Origin of the sequence: Dyadobacter beijingensis DSM 21582, from assembly GCF_000382205.1 — a bacterium.
GTDB lineage: Bacteria > Bacteroidota > Bacteroidia > Cytophagales > Spirosomataceae > Dyadobacter > Dyadobacter beijingensis.
In genome coordinates this window covers 354,282-371,014 of record NZ_KB907786.1, presented here as the reverse complement: position 1 = coordinate 371,014, position 16,733 = coordinate 354,282, and the positions used below count along the sequence as shown (strand labels likewise).

At 53.8% G+C, this 16,733-nt stretch carries 11 protein-coding genes; 5 read left to right on the top strand and 6 right to left on the bottom strand.

The genetic code is table 11. The features are described from left to right. The first annotated feature begins 1 nt into the window (after window position 1). Window positions 2-436, top strand: a complete 435-nt coding sequence (locus H144_RS0101490) for an NfeD family protein (RefSeq protein WP_019940253.1) — start codon at window positions 2-4, stop codon at window positions 434-436. A 79-nt stretch (window positions 437-515) separates the two neighbouring features. Here the strand turns inward: H144_RS0101490 and pafA (H144_RS0101485) are convergent, their stop codons facing one another. From pafA (H144_RS0101485) to H144_RS0101475, 3 genes are all read right to left on the bottom strand, one after another. Next, a complete protein-coding gene (gene pafA, locus H144_RS0101485; RefSeq protein ID WP_019940252.1) occupies window positions 516-2,156 on the bottom strand; it encodes an alkaline phosphatase PafA in 1,641 nt (546 codons plus the stop codon). Between the two features lie 64 nt (window positions 2,157-2,220). Then, the gene (gene pafA / locus H144_RS0101480) at window positions 2,221-3,894 is read right to left on the bottom strand and encodes an alkaline phosphatase PafA (RefSeq protein ID WP_019940251.1); all 1,674 of its coding nucleotides are present in this window, start codon (window positions 3,892-3,894) and stop codon (window positions 2,221-2,223) included. Between the two features lie 130 nt (window positions 3,895-4,024). Beyond that, window positions 4,025-6,835 carry a M16 family metallopeptidase gene (locus H144_RS0101475; RefSeq protein ID WP_019940250.1) on the bottom strand — a complete coding sequence of 937 codons (2,811 nt, stop codon included), beginning with the start codon at window positions 6,833-6,835 and terminating at the stop codon, window positions 4,025-4,027. A 162-nt stretch (window positions 6,836-6,997) separates the two neighbouring features. Here H144_RS0101475 and H144_RS0101470 point away from each other — a divergent pair, with 162 nt between their 5' ends. Together H144_RS0101470 and H144_RS0101465 are read left to right on the top strand one after the other, a co-directional pair. After that, window positions 6,998-7,393, top strand: coding sequence for a hypothetical protein (locus H144_RS0101470; protein ID WP_019940249.1), 396 nt, complete (start codon window positions 6,998-7,000; stop codon window positions 7,391-7,393). A gap of 30 nt (window positions 7,394-7,423) precedes the next feature. Beyond that, window positions 7,424-7,951, top strand: a complete 528-nt coding sequence (locus H144_RS0101465; RefSeq protein ID WP_026350317.1) for an acyl-CoA thioesterase — start codon at window positions 7,424-7,426, stop codon at window positions 7,949-7,951. Here H144_RS0101465 and H144_RS31310 read toward each other — a convergent pair. After that, complete coding sequence (locus H144_RS31310; RefSeq protein ID WP_019940247.1) at window positions 7,941-12,536, bottom strand: translocation/assembly module TamB domain-containing protein; 4,596 nt, start codon at window positions 12,534-12,536, stop codon at window positions 7,941-7,943. The genes H144_RS0101465 and H144_RS31310 overlap by 11 nt on opposite strands. A 69-nt stretch (window positions 12,537-12,605) precedes the next feature. Here H144_RS31310 and tsaD point away from each other — a divergent pair, with 69 nt between their 5' ends. Together tsaD and H144_RS0101450 are read left to right on the top strand one after the other, a co-directional pair. Beyond that, window positions 12,606-13,604 (top strand): tRNA (adenosine(37)-N6)-threonylcarbamoyltransferase complex transferase subunit TsaD, encoded by a 999-nt coding sequence (tsaD, locus tag H144_RS0101455; protein WP_026350316.1) that lies wholly within the window; start codon window positions 12,606-12,608, stop codon window positions 13,602-13,604. A 7-nt stretch (window positions 13,605-13,611) separates the two neighbouring features. Then, a complete protein-coding gene (locus H144_RS0101450) occupies window positions 13,612-14,418 on the top strand; it encodes an MOSC domain-containing protein (protein WP_019940245.1) in 807 nt (268 codons plus the stop codon). Window positions 14,419-14,486: 68 nt separating this feature from the next. Here H144_RS0101450 and lpxA read toward each other — a convergent pair whose 3' ends face one another. Both lpxA and H144_RS0101440 read right to left on the bottom strand, forming a co-directional pair. Beyond that, window positions 14,487-15,299 (bottom strand): acyl-ACP--UDP-N-acetylglucosamine O-acyltransferase, encoded by an 813-nt coding sequence (gene lpxA / locus H144_RS0101445; RefSeq protein WP_026350315.1) that lies wholly within the window; start codon window positions 15,297-15,299, stop codon window positions 14,487-14,489. Further along, window positions 15,296-16,687, bottom strand: a complete 1,392-nt coding sequence (locus H144_RS0101440) for a bifunctional UDP-3-O-[3-hydroxymyristoyl] N-acetylglucosamine deacetylase/3-hydroxyacyl-ACP dehydratase (protein ID WP_019940243.1) — start codon at window positions 16,685-16,687, stop codon at window positions 15,296-15,298. The genes lpxA and H144_RS0101440 overlap by 4 nt, the downstream gene beginning before the upstream one ends. Window positions 16,688-16,733: the final 46 nt, after the last annotated feature.

Sequence of the window (16,733 nt, the reverse complement as noted above, 5' to 3'; positions counted from 1 at the left end):
CATGGATTTGACCTTACCACAGATTTGGCTCATCGTTGGGCTGGTAATGCTGCTCGCAGAACTGGTCAGTGTCCTGCTCGTATTTGTATTCTTCGCGGTAGGCGCATTGCTCACATCCCTGCTCACTTCCATCGGGCTGCTACCCACCACCGAAAGCCAGATCCTCGCATTCTCGGCCATTTCATTGGTTTCGCTGCTGATCCTGCGCAAACAGGCCCGCATTCTACTCAATCGCCGTACTCACCCCGAATACAGCGAATTCACAGGCGAAACCGCCATGGTGATCAGGGATATTCCGGGTAACGGCGAAGGCCGCATTTACTACCGCGGCGCCGAATGGAAAGCCGTTTCGGAAACACATCAGCATATTCCCGCCGGCAGCAAAGTTGTGATCAAGAAAACAGAAGGCATTGTGCTGATCGTTGAAGAGTCCTGATTTTTGAAATACTGTATAACAAAAAAAGCCGTGGGTGACGTTAATGCATCCCCACGGCTTTCTCTTTGATGATAGCATCCTATTTCTTCAGCGCTTCCTCTACCGGAAGGCCGATATTTCCGCTGCCCGGCAAAATGTGCAGCAGAGCGGCAATGGTAGGCGCAATGTCGCAAACGGACGTTCTCTTCACCGTCTCGCCATGCTTAATGCCCCATCCGAACATCACGAACGGCACCTGGGTGTCATAATTGTAAGGCGTACCGTGCGAAGTGCCGGTGGAAGTGCCATAGAACCAGCCCGGCTGCGAAATCACCTGCAAATCGCCGCTGCGCTTCGCATTCACATTGTTTTTGTATAATTCCAGCTGATAGGTATTCAGCGGTGCCTTACCCATATCCGTCAGGTCGATCACATCGGCGATGCCGGGTACCGTCAATGCCGCTTCGCGCACCACGCTATGTACGGCCGCGATGTTGATGTTTTTCTTTTTCAGCAAAGCATGGTCGAAATAGAGCTGGTTGTTATCCGTTGCTACCACATATTTGTCTTTGCCGAATGCGCCGTTCAATGCCTCGGTCACGGAAGCCGTCAGCAATCTGCGGTCTACCAAGCCTGCCGGCAGCTTGTGTTCCAGCGCGAAGCCGGGGACGTCCACTACGCCATGGTCGGCCGTGAGGAACACGGTATATTCACCTTTGCCCACCCAGCCGTCGAGGAAGTTGAATAAATCGGCGAATTCGCGGTCGAGGCGCAGGAAGTCGTCCTGCTGCTCGATGGAGTTCGGGCCCGCGCGGTGACCGATTTTGTCCGTCGATGAAAAGCTGATCGCGATAAAATCGGTATCCTTGCCTTTGCCTAACTGCTCGCCTTTAATGGCTTCAATAGCGATCTCCTTGGTGAGCGTATTGCCCCAGGGCGTATCCGTCACCACGCCGAATGCGTCGCCCGACATACCCATCAGTTCATAGGGAAAAACAGGCTTTTTCGCACCCGGCAATTTGCCTTCCCACGCCACGTCGTCCGGCGAGCTTTGCGTGTAGGCATCGGCCGTCAGCAGCAACTCCCAGCCTTTTTTCAGGTATTCGGCAGGCATTTTTTTGGCGTTATAATCCTTGGCCCACTGGGGAAGGTCGTCCATATAATAGGTACTAGTCACCCAGTTGCCCGTTTTAGAATCGAACCAGTAGGCTGCATTGGCGGCATGGCCGGCAGGCAGGATCGAACCGCGGTCTTTGATCGCCACGCCGATCGTTTTGGAACGGAAGTTGGTGGCAATGCGGAGCTGATCGGTCACGGTGCTTACCAGCAGGTTTTTAGGCGACATTTTACCTACCGCCAAATTATTGCTGCCTACCGTTTTCACGGTGCTGTCTTCCACGCAATACACTTCCTGCTTTGCAATGGGATCGTACCATTCATTGCCCACAATGCCGTTGATGGCCGGGATAGAGCCGGTGTAAGCCGAAGCGTGGCCCGCTGCGGTGACCGTCAATGCATAGCTGTAATGGTTGTTGCGGCAGTTGAAACCCTCATTCATCATGCGTTTAAAGCCACCTTCCGTGTATTGGTCGTAATAGCGGTAGAGGTAGTCGTAGCGCATCTGGTCCACTACAATGCCTACTACCAATTTTGGACGGGCAATCGTCTGCGTAGCTGGCTTTGCAGCAGCTTTCGCGGGAGCTTTCTTGGGAGTTTGCGCATAGACGCCCGTAGACGCCATTGCAGCCAACACCCAGCAAGTCAATTTTCTCACGGTAAAGGATTTAAGATTAAAGATATTCAGGTTACTTTTTCAACGCCTCTTCCACGGGATTGCCGACGTTACCGCTTGGCGGCAGGATATGCAGCAATGCGGAAATGGTAGGCGCAATGTCGGCGATCGTCGTGCGGCGGAGCGTTTCGCCCTTGTTGATGCCCCAGCCGTACAGCAGGAACGGCACGTGCGTATCGTAGTTGTAAGGCGTGCCGTGGTCGGTACCAGTGCTCATCGTAGAGGCAAACCAGCCCGGCTGCACGAGTACCTGCAAATCGCCGCTGCGCTTGGCATTGACATTGTTTTTGAAAAGCTCCAACTGGTAGGTGTTCAGCGGCGCCCGGCCCATATCGCGGAGATTAATGAGGTCGGCCACGCCGTCAACGGCCAGCAAGGCGTCGCGGAGAGTCTGGTGTACGTCGGCGACGGAGATTTTCTTATCCTTCAAAATGGCCTTGTTCAGGTAAATCTGATAGTTTTCGAATGCAGTTACATATTCCGCTTCGCCGTAGGCATCGTTCAATGCCTTCACGATCGTGCGCGTGAGCGTGGTCGCGCTCATGAGGCCCGCGGGCAGTTTGTGCTCCTGCCAGAATGCCGGTACGTCCATCGCGCCGTGGTCGGCGGTGAGGAATACCGTATAATTGCCTTTTCCGGCCCAGCTGTCGAGGAAGTTGAAGAAATCCGCAAATTCCATGTCGAGTTTCAGGTAGTCATCCTCCTGCTCTACCGAGTTCGGGCCGAACATGTGTCCGATCCGGTCCGGGGAAGAGAAACTTACCGCCAGAAAGTCGGTATCTGCGCCTTTTCCCAGGTTTTCACCCTTGATCGCGGCAATCGCCATTTCCTTCGTGATGGTGTTACCCCAGGGCGAAGTCGTCATCGGGCCGTAGGCATCGCCTGCATTGCCTGTGAGGTCGTGCGGGAACACGGGTTTCGTTGCGGAAGACAATTTACCTTCCCAGGCCACGTCGTCGGGCGAGCTTTGGGTATATTGGTCAATCGGCAGCAGCGTGTTCCAGCCCTTGCCCATATATTCCGCCGGTTTTTTCAAAGTATTGTAATCCGTCACCCATTGCGGCAAAGCATCGCGGTAGTAGGTGCTCGTTACGAAATTGCCCGTTTTGGAATCGAACCAGTAGGCGCCGGACGCCGCATGGCCGGCAGGGAGGATGGACGCGCGGTCCTTGATCGCCACACCGATCGTCTTCGAACGAAAGTTCGTCGCAATGCGGAGCTGGTCGGTCACCGTACTGACGAGCAGGTTTTTCGGCGACATTTTGCCTACCGTTACATTGCTGCTGCCCACCGTTGCCACGGTGTTATCATCCGTACAATACACATTTTTGGCCTGCGCGACGTCGTACCAGTCGTTGCCCACAATGCCGTTAATGGCCGGCATGGAACCGGTGTACACCGCCGAATGGCCCGCGGCCGTGACCGTCAATGCGTAGTGGTAATGGTTATTGCGGCAGTTGAAACCGTCGTTGATCAGTCTTTTCAGGCCGCCTTCCTTGTACTTGTCGTAATAGCGGTACAGGTAATCGTAGCGCATCTGGTCCACGACCATGCCCACCACCAGTTTCGGGCGGGCCAGCTTGGTAGCAGGCGCTGCGGTTTTGGATTTGGTTTGACTGAAAACCGGCTGGGAAAGAACCAGTCCGGCGAACAAAACTCTGAGAAGCGGGTGGTATATCAATTTCATCGTTGAAGCTAATGACAGCAGTGAAGTTCGTTGTTAATACGGGGCAAAGATAAAGATGTACTACCGTTAAAAGCAGAAAACCGGCGCGCTTTTCGCGGCCGGCTTTCCGAATCTTAATGTTATTTTAATCTTATTTCTTCTCGCTTCCGCCAAGCTGGGCCGGTGCGCCGGCGGTCGGAGCGCCTTTTTTGGCCTTCTCGAAATCACCTGCCTTGATGATCACCAACTTGTTGTAATCGATATGCTTGTTGAATGCAGCCTTGATCTGATCGGGCGTAAGCGCCTCGATTTTCTTCTCAAAATCGGCATCCCATTGCATCGTCCGGTTCAGGTAAAGATTGCTTGTGAGCGTGGTCGCGAGCGAAGCGTCCTGCGAGCGCGCCACCTGCCGCGATTGCAGGTAACCCGATTTCGCCGCTTTCAGCTCGTCGGCCGTGAAGCCTTCCTTCATCACCTTCTCGATTTCCTCCTTGAATGCCGCTTCCAGCTTCTCGGCATTTTGCGGCGCATAAATAGCGTACGACGTGAAGGTACCGTTCTTATCCAGCGGGCTGGCCGAGAATTGCGATCCTACGCCATAGCTTAGCCCCTCTTTCTGTCGAATGCGGGTCGCGAGGCGGGAGTTCAGGAAGCCGCCGCCGAGCATATAGTTGCCCATAATGAGCGCCGGGTAATCGGGGTCCGTATCCTGCAATGGCATATTCAGGCCGGCAACGAACATTGCATTGGCCTTATCCGGCGTTTCAATGGCCTTGTTTTCGGCCTTCACTGCCTGGTAGGGCGATGCAATGCGGGTGAACGGCTTCGCGCTTTTCCAGCTTCCGAATTCGTCGGTCAGGATTTTCTGGACCTGTTCTTTATCAAAATCACCTACCACCGTCGCCGACGCATTGTTCGCACCATAAAAATCCTTGTGGAACTGGCGCAGCTGATCGATCGTCGTGGCTTTAATGCTTTCCACATCCTCGTCGAACGTCCCCACATAGCGGATATCGCTCTTGGCATAAGGCGACGTAATGCGGCGGTACTGGTTGAATGCGATCGCCTGCGGCTCGCTGCGCTGCGATTCGATGCCCGCCAGTTCTTCCTGTTTCAGTTTGTCGAACTCGTTTTCGTCGAATGCAGGTGTTTTCAAAACTTCGGCCACGAGTTTCAGCACGGCGGGCAGGTTTTCTTTCGTCGTTTCGACGCTGGCGCCGGCCTGGTTGGCTGCTCCGAAGAAGCTCACGCGCGCTTTCAGGCGGTCAAATTCGTCTTTCACCTGCTGGCGCGTTTTCGTTTTCGTGCCCTTATCGAGCATCGAACCCGTCAGATCGGAGATCGTCGCCTTATTTTGCAGGCTCTTTTCATCGCCGTAACGCAGGGTAATGCGTGCTGCCACCACGTTTCCACGGGTCTTTTTAGGCAGTAAAGCCGTTTCGATCACATTGGCTTTCTCCACACGGGCCGTACGGCTTTCCACATTCGCCGGTGAAGGGTCGAATGCCTCGCCTTCCGCTACCACGGCCTCGCCCTTGTAATTCTTCACGAGGTCGGCCACATTGGGCGCATCCGGGATTTCCGCACGCAGCGGGTTAGACTCCGGTACAAACGTTCCCAGCGTCCGGTTCGATGGTTTGAAATAATACTGGGCTACTTTGGCCACATCTTCCGGCGTTACCTTGCGGATATTGTCGCGGAAAAGGAATGCGAGCCGCCAGTCGCCCGTCGCGATGGATTCGCTGATGCTGAGCCCTACGCGTTCGGAATTCCGGAATTCCAGGTCCCAGTTTTTGAGAATGGTCGTTTTTGCCCGTTCCACATCCTCTTTGGAGGGCTTGAAGCTGGCCGTGGAATCGAGCGTGGCGGTAAATGCCTTTTTCGCTTCATCCAGCGATTTTTCCTTCAATACCTCCGCCCCAAACAATACAAACCCAGGATCGTACAGCTGGAAGGTGTATCCAAACTGCGAAGACGCTTTTTTGGTATCCACCAAATTCTTGTACAAACGGCCGTTCGGCTCGGTGGTCAGCACTTCGGTAAGCACTTCCATGGCCGGGTAATCGGCGTGAGAGCCGGGCATAATATGGTACATGGCCATCAGCATCTGCACATCGCCCGTCCGTTTCAGCTCCACGAAGCGCTCGCCGTCCTGGGTAGGCTCCACGGTGTAGGATTTCGGCAATACGCGGGTCGGTTTCGGAATTTTGCCGAAATAATCATTGATAAGCGCCAATGTTTTCGGCTCGTCGATCTTCCCGGCCACGGTCAGTACCGCATTGTCGGGCTGGTAATATCTTTTGTAAAATGCTTGCAGGTTTTCAATGGGCACCCGCTCGATGTCCGACCGGTTCCCGATCGTCGATTTGCCGTAATTGTGCCACAGGTAACCGCCCGAAATCACGCGCTGCATGAGCACGCGGAACGGGCTGTTTTCACCCGATTCAAACTCGTTCCGCACGACGCTGAATTCGCTGTCGAGGTCTTTTTTGGCAATGAACGAGTTCACCATCCGGTCCGATTCCAGGTCGAGCGCCCATTTCAGGTTCTCGTCGCTGGCCGAGAAGGTTTCGAAATAGTTGGTCCGGTCGTACCAGGTAGTCCCGTTCGGGCGTGCGCCGTGCTCGGTGAGCTCCTGGGGAATATTGGTATGCTTCGGCGATCCTTTGAATACAAGGTGTTCGAGCAAGTGGGCCATCCCGGTTTCGCCGTAGCCTTCGTGGCGCGACCCTACGAGGTAGGTCACGTTCACCGTGATGGTGGGTTTCGAAGGATCGGGGAACATGAGTACTTTCAAACCGTTTTCCAGGCTGTATTCCGTAATCCCTTCAACCGAAGTGATTTTGGTAACACCTTTCGGCAGTTGCTGCGCTTCCGAAGGCCCTGCCAGCAATGCAGCAAGCACCATTCCGACCAGCGAACCCTGCCTGAACAAATTTGTTCTTTTAGATTTCATGACCATGCTAAAATCAATTAGTTTAGATTTTCAATCCTTGAAAATAATGCAGAATATCGCATTTAGCAATGGATTGGTGACAAATGGAAAAATAATATACGTTGCAACATCATGTCGCATCCGCGGTGTAATGGTTGCAGTTTCAAACATATCCCTCGTTGGAAGAAAATGATCAATATCAAGAGTACCCGCTACCTGCATTGCTTTTTTGTTGCCGCCATGCTCTCGGCCTGCGCCGGCAACGGCATCCCCATTTCGTCGAATACCAAATATCCTATTGAGGTCCTGTACGATAGCCAGCCGCTGGAACGCCCCTATTCCGAGATCGGAATTGTGGAAATCGGCAGCGAGGACACGCTGACCGAGCGCCAGACGCAGGACAAGCGGATGATGTTCCGCGGGAACGACGCCAAAACCAAGGAACTGCTGACGGCCAAGCTCGTCATGAAAGCCCAGAAGATCGGCGCCGACGCCATTATCAATGTCAAATACAAATACTACACAAGCGTGAACAAGGAAGGCTATATGCTGAGTGGGCTGGCCGTGCGCTACCGCGGGGAATAATACGCTTCTGACAAAACATAACTTCAAACCATGCTCTTTACTGCCAAACTATCCGACATGCCCGTCGAAGCGGAATCGCGGGTGATCATCCGTTTCCAGGACTGCGACCCGCTGATGCATTTGAATAACTCCAAATACTTCGATTACTTCTTCAATGCGCGGGAGGACCAGGTTTCTAAATTGTACGGTTTCAGTTTTGAAGCGATGTTCCGCGAGCTGCGGACGAGCTGGGTCGTGTACCAGCACCAGATCGCGTACGTACGGCCCGCGCGCATCAGCGAATGGGTACGCATTACGTCACGCGTGATTTATTATAACGAGGACACGATGGTGACCGAGTATTTCATGACGAACGACCTCCGTACGGAGCTCAAAACCGTGCTTTGGACAACGTCGAAGCACATTAATGTCACCACCGGCCAGCGCGTGCCGCATGTACAGGAAATTATGGATTACCTGGGCGCTACCTGCGTGCCGGGCGTCGATTTCCAGCATTTGCATTTCAACGATCGCATTCACGCGATCAAGCAGGAGCTCGCGCAGGGCGCTAGTGCGTAGGTTGTTTCTCCGAAATGAGTTTGCCGGTCGTGTCCTGGCGGGTCGAATCCGGCAGGAACGGCACCCTTACACCCGGCTTCGGCGCGCGGGTGAAGCGGTTGAAGCTGTGGGTAAACTGCATGCTCACACCGCCCGTCGTAAATGTACCGCTGTTGAACATGAGGTTGTTCTGGATATTGCGGTTGTAGGCCTTCACCCGAACCGAACCTTTGGCATTCAGCCAGTACTCCAATGTCCATTCGCCGAGCAGGCTGGCCGCGTCGTACTGTGATGCGCCCGTCTGCGATTGCGCACCGGAAGTAAAGCGGCCGTCGCGGGTGACGCGGAAACGGTCGTTCAGGAACCGGTAGGAGAAACGGAGTTGCAGGTTGTTCCAGGCATTCTGGTCGAGCGAGAGGCCCGATACCCCCACTTCCAGGTTCTCGTTGATCCCTGACGCCCAGCGGCTGATCTGGTTCGAAACGAGCTCGCTGATGCTGCTTCCGAGGAAGTTCTGGCTGCCCACGGCGGCGAGGCTGCTTTCGGGCAGCAGCTGGTTCACGACGAGCAGGCTGCTCACCTGCCGGCTCAGCTCCTGTTCGTCGGATTTCAATTTGTTCTGAAATGCTTCCAACTGGCCCCGGTAGGTACTCAATGAGGGGTTATCGAGGATTTTGAGGTCGTATTTGATGGTCGGCGACATCAATCGCTCCGACAGCCCGATCGTCACCTCCACGGGGTACCTTCTCGACAATGCGTCGCCGCTGTTGGTACCCAGGTTACTCGTGTTCGGGAGCACTCCTGCGAGGGATACCATTTGCGTGTACCCGGCCTTAATGTCCAGCTGCGCGCCGTACGGGTCGCCTGCCCATACGATCCGGCTGCCGGGCTTAATGCTGAACTTCTTGTTGATCACGTTTTGCAGCGTGAAATTATACTCCCCTTTTTCGATTTCGTAAGTACCGGCCATCGTGAAATCGCCCTGAGTGTCAATATTCAGGTTGAGACGGCCGCTGCCGTTTCCGCGGAGCACGTCGCCGGTTTGGCGGTCGAAAATAATTTCGCAGGTCGCGTCGGGGGTGAGGTTGAAATTGAAATCCATTTTAATCCCGCCGGCGATCTGGCTGCGGGCGACGGAGTCGGGGCGGGCTTCGGAAGTGCTGTCGACGGCCACCATTTTACTTACAAACTGGATATAATCCTGCGTTGCCACCTCGGTAGCGCCGTCGAGCGGGATGTAGATACGCGTGCCCTTGTTACTGGTCACATTGGCCTCGATATTGAGGTTATTAATCGGCCCGAACACGGCCACAGGTCCCGTCACGTAGGCCGTTCCGTAAAACATATCGTTATCCTTCGCATTGGTATTCAGTATTTTAAAATTGCGAAGGTCGGCATTGAACCCGAGTGAGAAATACTTGAACCCATCGTGGAAAACCCCGCCGCGCAAGGTGGCGGTGTTGCCGTCCGAGTCGGTAACGAGGATGTTGTTCACGGTGATCTCACTTTCCGTAAAATTGATCTTGTCACTGAACGTAAATACCGATTGCAGGTAATCGAACTTCATGCGCCCCTTATCCACCGTGAGCGAGCCTTCCAGCACCGGCGCATCCACCACGCCTTTAATCGACACCACGCCTTGCGCCGTGCCGCTCACGCCCGAAATAAGCCCTTCCGCGAACGGTTCCAGCGCCTTGAAATCGGCCTGGTTGAATACCGCCTTCAAATTCAGGGTATTCGTTTCCAGTTTCGGGCGGTAGGAACCCACGAGGTTGAACACGCGCCTCGCATTCTTGTTGAGCTGCGCGTCGATCTGCAACTCGCTCGTCGTCTGGTCCCAGTCGCCCGTTCCCGAGAGGTTACCAAACTCGTATTGTCCGTAGCCGAGCCCTTCGATCGCGAAACCGGCGTCGAGGATCACGCTGTTGTAAATATCCTTCACCTTGGCCGAGCCGTCCATAATACCCGACAGCTTGGTACTGAAAACCGGGTTCAAACTCGCCAGTTTGAAGTTCTTGATGTCCAGCAAAAGGCTTTTCTCCGGATCTTCCGATGCTGTTCCGCTGAGAAAAATGCGTTGCTTGCCGCTTACCAGCCCGAGGTTCGACATGGTAATGTCATCGCCCACAATGGAAATCAGGCTCTCCGACGGCACGTTCCATTCCTCGTCGAGCAGGTACATTTTAGAATTTTTAAACCCGATATCCAGGCCAGCCGGCAGGAACCGGATCTCGCCCGCGAGATTGGCGCGGTTGGTGCTTTTCACCTGGTGGATCGCCCCGTTGAAATCGATGTGGTCCACGTCCCAGGTCCCTTCCAGTTCCATCTTTTCGGAAGGCACCATTTTGCTGATCTGCTGCTTGTCCGAAGTAACCAGAATGGAAGCCAGTACCTCGGCGCTATTCACGAATTTAGAGGTGGTAACGTCCACCTCGGCCTTCATAAACTGGTTTTTACCATACCTCACGGTATCCGACACCGCATTGAAAGTCAGCACGGCGGTATTATCCATTTTAAATATCCCCTCGGCCTTGGCACCCTTTGAAATGTAGATATCGGGGCTGAGAAATGCCAGGAAACGCGAAAGGTTGTGTGTCTCCACCGTGTAGTCGATCTGGTACCGTCGGGCCAGCTGCTTTAATGGCTTCCGGGCATAATAGTCGTTCCGCGCGGCTTCGTTTTCGAAGAAATAGAGCTTGTACTCGTCCAGCACCTGGCTCACGTCCTTCCAGGCCTGCGTGGGCAGGAAGTTCCCGTCGACGCGCGCCGTCAGGAATTCGCTATCGAGCTGCAAACGGCGCTTGCCGGCATGGTTCCGGGAAGACAGTACGAGCGTGTCCACCACGAGATTCCGCTCCTTACTGGTCATGACCAGGTAGGTATCGAGCAGTTTCGCATCGCCTGTCAGCTCGTCCACGGTATTGCCGACCACATTCACATTCAGTTCCGTACGCAGCGTAATGGGGTCTTTGCTGAAACCGAGCTCTTTCAGATTCGCCTTTTCGATGATCCCTTTCACATCGAACATATTCTGCTGCTTCGAAAGGTCGAACTCGCCGTCGAGCGTGACCGCGAGGTTGCTGTCGCGCGCGCTCACGAGGCCGTTGAAATACTGGTTTTGCAGGTTGCCTTTCAACCGGATATTCTTGTAATCGTAATTCCGGAAGCCTATGCGGTGCACCATCGCATTCATATCCGTGGATGCCGAGGCCAGTTCGAAACCTTTTCCGTACACTTTTCCTTCGAAATCCAGCTCCTGCCAGTTATCCTCGTCTTCCAGCAAAGTCCCCAGCCCGAATGCAGCCGTTTTCACCTCGCCTGAATAGGTCGTCGTTTTGGCATCGGCAATGTGGAAAACAAGGTCGCCGGAGAGCTCGCCGAGCTCGGAAGAGGACGAAGCATTTACCGCGAAATCCTCCAAAGTACCTTTGAATGTACCATCAAGAATGGTATAGCCGAATTTTTGCAAATCGGGGTGCATGTCCCATTCGGGGTAATACTGCACGAGGTCCGTCGGATCGATTTTCGAAGCCGACAGCCGGATGTCCATCAGCACGCCCTCGATCGTAGGCAGGCCTTTGAAACCAATGTCGCCGACGAGGCGGCTGTTTTTGCCAAATTGCAAATCCGTGTTGGACAGTACAAAATCATCGACTTTCCCATTGAAGTCGCCCGAAATAAGCCAGGTTTCATTCAATGCATCGATATAGCTCGAAAACAGCCCAAGGTCGCGCGAGTCCACGCGGCTGCCCACGAGGTGCCCTTTCATGCGGATTTTGTGGTTGAAGTCGCCCAGCTCGCCGGAGCGGTTATAGTAGAATATTACCTCGTCCTTCAAATGCGATTTGCCGATATGCGCGTCGAGCTCTTTCAGCTCCATTTTCTTTTGGCAAAAAAGGAACCGCGTATCGAGGTCGTGCATTTCGAGGCCCGTCTGCTTATCGACGGTTTTCAGGTTTTTGGCCAGAAACGAAATGGTATCGCCCCGGACGAGAAAGTCGTTCAGCTCGCCATACAGATGGTCGAGCCGAAAATGCGAGTAGTCGAACACGCGCGCGCCCCGGTCGCGGGGGCGGCGGGGATCGTCGTAACCGAAAGTGCCGTCGATAACCTTGGCTTTACCGATAATGAATGGCGTATTGTTCTCCGGCGCATTGGGCGGCCGGGGTACGGCGGGGGCGGTGAGTTCGTTGATGCGGGCAATGAACCCGTCGATATTGAGGTCGCCCGATTGGGGAACGATCACCAGATGCACATTCGGCTGGAAGACATTCACCTCATCGAGAAAAATCTCCTTGGCCGAATCGCGGATAATGTTGTTCACATTCAGGTTCACGTCGATTCGCCCGACGTCGATCATGTCCGCGCCCGACGAATCTTTCACCGAAACGCCTTCGAGCGAAACCACATCGAACCATTTGATGTTGACCTTATCGATCGTAATAGGATAGCCGAGTTTGCCGGAGATATTGGCCGTCAGGTAGCCTACGGCCCATGTTTGTACCGAAGGGAGCTGTAAAGCCGTGGTAGCAATCCCGAGCGCCAGGAGCACGAAGATCACCGTTACGATCAGACCATTACCAAGCGCCTTCAGGAATTTTAACATATATAGCTTCGCAGTGCCATACTGCTTATCTTATTGTTAATGCTTAATTTTGCGAATATTTTCCAGTGTATGAACATCCTCGCCATCGAATCGTCGTGCGACGAAACCTCCGCAGCGATAATATCAAACGGCCATATCCGCTCCAATGTTGTTGCCACGCAACTGATCCATACCCAGTATGGCGGCGTCGTGCCCGAGCTGGCTTCGAGAGCCCACCAGCAACACATTCTGCCAGTGGTGGACAAAGCACTGAATGATGCAAAAATAGGAAAAAAAGACCTGGATGCCATTGCTTTTACCAAGGGACCCGGTTTGCTAGGTGCATTGCTGGTAGGCACTTCCTTCGCGAAGTCGATGGCGCTGGGCCTGGATATTCCGCTGATCGAGATCAATCACATGCAGGCGCACGTGCTGGCGCACTTCATCGATGACCCGAAACCTGCATTCCCGTTCCTCTGCCTCACGGTGAGCGGCGGGCATACGCAGATCGTGAAGGTAACCGGCCCGCTCGACATGGAAATCATCGGCGAAACCCGCGACGACGCCGTGGGGGAAGCATTTGACAAGACGGCCAAACTGCTCGATCTGCCCTACCCGGGCGGTCCGCTGATCGACAAATATGCGGCTGAGGGAAATCCACAGGCCTATCCGTTCCCGCTCCCGGAAATGCCCGGACTAGACTTTTCTTTCAGTGGTATCAAAACCTCATTCCTGTATTTTCTGCAAAAACAAGTCCGTCAAAACCCGGATTTCATCAGGGAAAATACCGCCGACATTTGCGCCAGCATTCAATATACCCTCATCGATATTTTGCTGAAAAAGCTGAAAAAAGCGGCCCGTGAAACGGGGATTAAGGAAATCGCCATTGCCGGCGGCGTTTCGGCCAACTCGGGTTTACGTGCTTCATTGAAAGAACTGGGCGCGCAGCTGGGCTGGAACGTGTATATCCCGGCATTTGAATATTGTACCGATAATGCGGCGATGATCGCCATTGCGGCGCATTACAAGTTTGAAGCGGGCGAGTTCTGCGACCAGACCGTGAGCCCGCTCGCCCGAATGGAATTTTAATCAAAGAATGATGGCCATGAAACTGTCTGAAATCTGGATCTACCCCGTCAAATCGCTGGGCGGGATTCGTCTCCCCAAAGCATTGACCGAAGAAAGGGGCCTGCAATACGACCGCCGGTGGATGATCATCGACGAAAACAATGTATTTATCACCCAGCGTGCCCATCACCAAATGGCGCTTATCGACGTGGCATTGCAGGACAGCGGCCTGAAAATCTTCCTCCGTAATGACCCGGCGGACTTCGTCATCGCGCCTTACCAGCCCATTGCGGCAGTGCCCGTGAAGGTGACCGTCTGGGACGATGTGGCAGAAGCCGTGACGGTATCCGCGGAAGCCGACGAATGGCTCAGCCGGCATCTGGGGCTGAATTTACGCCTCGTGATGATGCCCGATTCGACCGAAAGAAAGGCCGATCCGCGCTACGCCCAACATAATGAAAATGTGAGCTTCGCCGACGGCTTTCCCTACCTGGTCATTTCACAGGCATCGCTCGACGAGCTGAATAGCCGCCTCGCCGAACCGATCACGATGAGGCGCTTCCGGCCCAACCTTGTCATCAGCGGCACGGAGCCTTTTGCAGAAGATCAATGGAAGCACATTACCATCGGAAACCTGCGCTTCGAGGTGGTGAAACCCTGCGCCAGGTGCGTACTGACGACCATTAACCCTGAAACTGCCGAAAAAGGCCCGGAACCATTGAAAACGCTGGCGAGCTACCGCCGGGCGGGCAACAAGATTTTGTTCGGCCAGAATGTGACGGCGCAGGATTTCGGGGAGATCAGCGAGGGGGATATTCTTCAGGTACAGGCATAAAAAAATGCCCCCGCAAAGCATTTCAGCTTTTGGGGGGCAACGTAGTGGAGGCATTAATATCTAAATGATCACGACTGGGCTTCGGTATCCGTAGTGCCGTTCGTTTGAAACGGACTTTTCATGATCCCTCTTTCCGAGTTGCGTATAAAGTTAATAATCTCGTCGCGCTCATTCGAAGGCGGCATTTCCAGTTCGATCTTTTGCAGCGCCTCCGCATTATTGAGGCCTCTCATATAGATGTACCGGTAGATGTTCTGGATATCCACAATTTTCTCATTGCTATACCCTCTTCTTCTCAAACCCACCGAGTTGATCCCTACATAGGAAATAGGCTCACGCGCGGCTTTTGTAAATGGCGGGACATCCTTGCGCACCAGTGAAGCACCGGACACAAATGCGTGAATACCAATCTTAACAAACTGATGTACAGCACTTAACGCACTTACAATAGCCCAGTCGCCCACGTGGACGTGACCAGCCATTTGTACATTGTTCCCGATAATGCAGTTGCTTCCCACGCGGCAGTCGTGCGCTACGTGTGCGTAGGCCATAATCAGACAGTCGGAACCGACGACGGTTTTCCAATGCTCCTCGGTACCGCGGCTGATGGTCGCGTACTCACGGATGGTCGTATTGTCGCCGATGATGGTCAGTGTGTATTCGTTATTGTATTTCAAATCCTGCGGGGTAGCCGAAACGACCGCACCGGGATAGATCTTACAGTTTTTACCGATCCTCGCTCCCGAATTGATTACGGCATGCGAACCGATCCACGAGCCTTCGCCGATCTCCACATCGCCGTGGATCATCGCGAAAGGTTCAATGGTTACATTCTGAGCGATCTTGGCGTCAGGATGGATATATGCTAATGATTGAGTCATTTTTTCTTTACCAGGCTTGCTATCATATCCGCTTCACATACCAGCTGTCCGGCTACGTATCCCCGGCCACTCATTTTGACGATCCCTCTCTTCATCGGGGATGTAAACTCACATTTGAAAATAACGGTGTCCCCCGGGAACACGTTACGACGGAAACGGCATGCGTCGATTCCGATCAGGTACGGCCAGTAATTGTCGGGATCGGGCACGCTGGACAATACCAGGATACCGCCCGTCTGTGCCATCGCTTCCAATTGCAAGACGCCGGGCATTACCGGGTTACCCGGAAAGTGGCCCAGAAAAAATTGTTCGTTGATCGTCACATTCTTTACCCCTACGACGCTGTTTTCGTCCAGGGCGATGATCTTGTCGATCATCTGGAACGGGTAGCGGTGCGCGAGCAGCTGGCCGATCTGGTTGATATCGAATACCGGCGCTTTGTTCGGATCGTATTGCGGAATGTCGCCTTTGCCCGATTTGATCAGTTTTTTGATCTTTTTAGCCAACGCCACGTTTGCAGCGTGCCCCGGACGTGCCGCCAGGATCTGCGCCTTGATAGGCCGTCCTACGAGCGCCAGATCGCCAATGAGGTCGAGCAGCTTGTGCCGCGCCATTTCATTGGAATAATGCAGGTCTACATTGTTGAGAATGCCTTTCGATTTGTCGACGCTAACTTTCGGCTTGTTCAGTAATTGCGACAAATGGTCGAGCTCACCGTCCTGCACCTCACGGTCCACGATCACGATCGCATTGGTCAGGTCGCCGCCTTTGATCAGGTTCTGCTTGTAGAGCGTTTCGAGTTCGTGCAGGAACACGAATGTCCGGCAGGATGCGATATCGTCTTTGAAGAGTGTAATATCATTCAAAGAAGCGTGCTGGCTGCTGATGACGGTAGAGTTGTAGTCCACCATCACGGTAAGGCGGTAGTCCGAGAGCGGCAATGCCACCAGCTCGGTATCCTTGTCCTTATTTTTATAATGTACGTATTCCGGTACTTCGAAATAGTTGCGGTAGGCATTCTGCTCCTCGATGCCCGCATCGAGCAATGCATCCACGAATTTGATCGAGCTGCCGTCCATAATCGGCGGTTCGGGACCGTCGAGCTGGATCAGCACATTGTCGATCTGCAATCCTACCAATGCAGCGAGTGTGTGCTCAACGGTATGAATGCGCGCGCCGTTCTGTTCGATGGTCGTGCCCCTGGAAAGGTCCACCACGTTGTCGACATCCGCATCGACGATCGGCTGGTCGGGTAAATCAACACGTTGAAACTTGTATCCGTGGTTGGCTGGCGCCGGCACGAATGTCATGGTAGCCACGACACCGGTATGTAAACCCACTCCAGTTACGGATACAGACTTAGAAATGGTTTGTTGTTTTTCGTTCATTATATCTATTTCCTTTTCTAAATAAGGTGCGCTCGGGCATGCGGGA

Bases quoted from the DNA above. Each gene is read 5' to 3' on its own strand.
- H144_RS0101465 (WP_026350317.1), top strand. From the start codon at position 7,424: ATGCTCTTTACTGCCAAACTATCCGACATGCCCGTCGAAGCGGAATCG.
- lpxA (WP_026350315.1), bottom strand. From the start codon at position 15,299: ATGACTCAATCATTAGCATATATCCATCCTGACGCCAAGATCGCTCAG.
- pafA (WP_019940251.1), bottom strand. From the start codon at position 3,894: ATGAAATTGATATACCACCCGCTTCTCAGAGTTTTGTTCGCCGGACTG.
- H144_RS0101450 (WP_019940245.1), top strand. From the start codon at position 13,612: ATGATGGCCATGAAACTGTCTGAAATCTGGATCTACCCCGTCAAATCG.
- H144_RS0101490 (WP_019940253.1), top strand. From the start codon at position 2: ATGGATTTGACCTTACCACAGATTTGGCTCATCGTTGGGCTGGTAATG.
- H144_RS31310 (WP_019940247.1), bottom strand. From the start codon at position 12,536: ATGTTAAAATTCCTGAAGGCGCTTGGTAATGGTCTGATCGTAACGGTG.
- pafA (WP_019940252.1), bottom strand. From the start codon at position 2,156: ATGGCGTCTACGGGCGTCTATGCGCAAACTCCCAAGAAAGCTCCCGCG.
- H144_RS0101475 (WP_019940250.1), bottom strand. From the start codon at position 6,835: ATGGTCATGAAATCTAAAAGAACAAATTTGTTCAGGCAGGGTTCGCTG.
- tsaD (WP_026350316.1), top strand. From the start codon at position 12,606: ATGAACATCCTCGCCATCGAATCGTCGTGCGACGAAACCTCCGCAGCG.
- H144_RS0101440 (WP_019940243.1), bottom strand. From the start codon at position 16,687: ATGAACGAAAAACAACAAACCATTTCTAAGTCTGTATCCGTAACTGGA.
- H144_RS0101470 (WP_019940249.1), top strand. From the start codon at position 6,998: ATGATCAATATCAAGAGTACCCGCTACCTGCATTGCTTTTTTGTTGCC.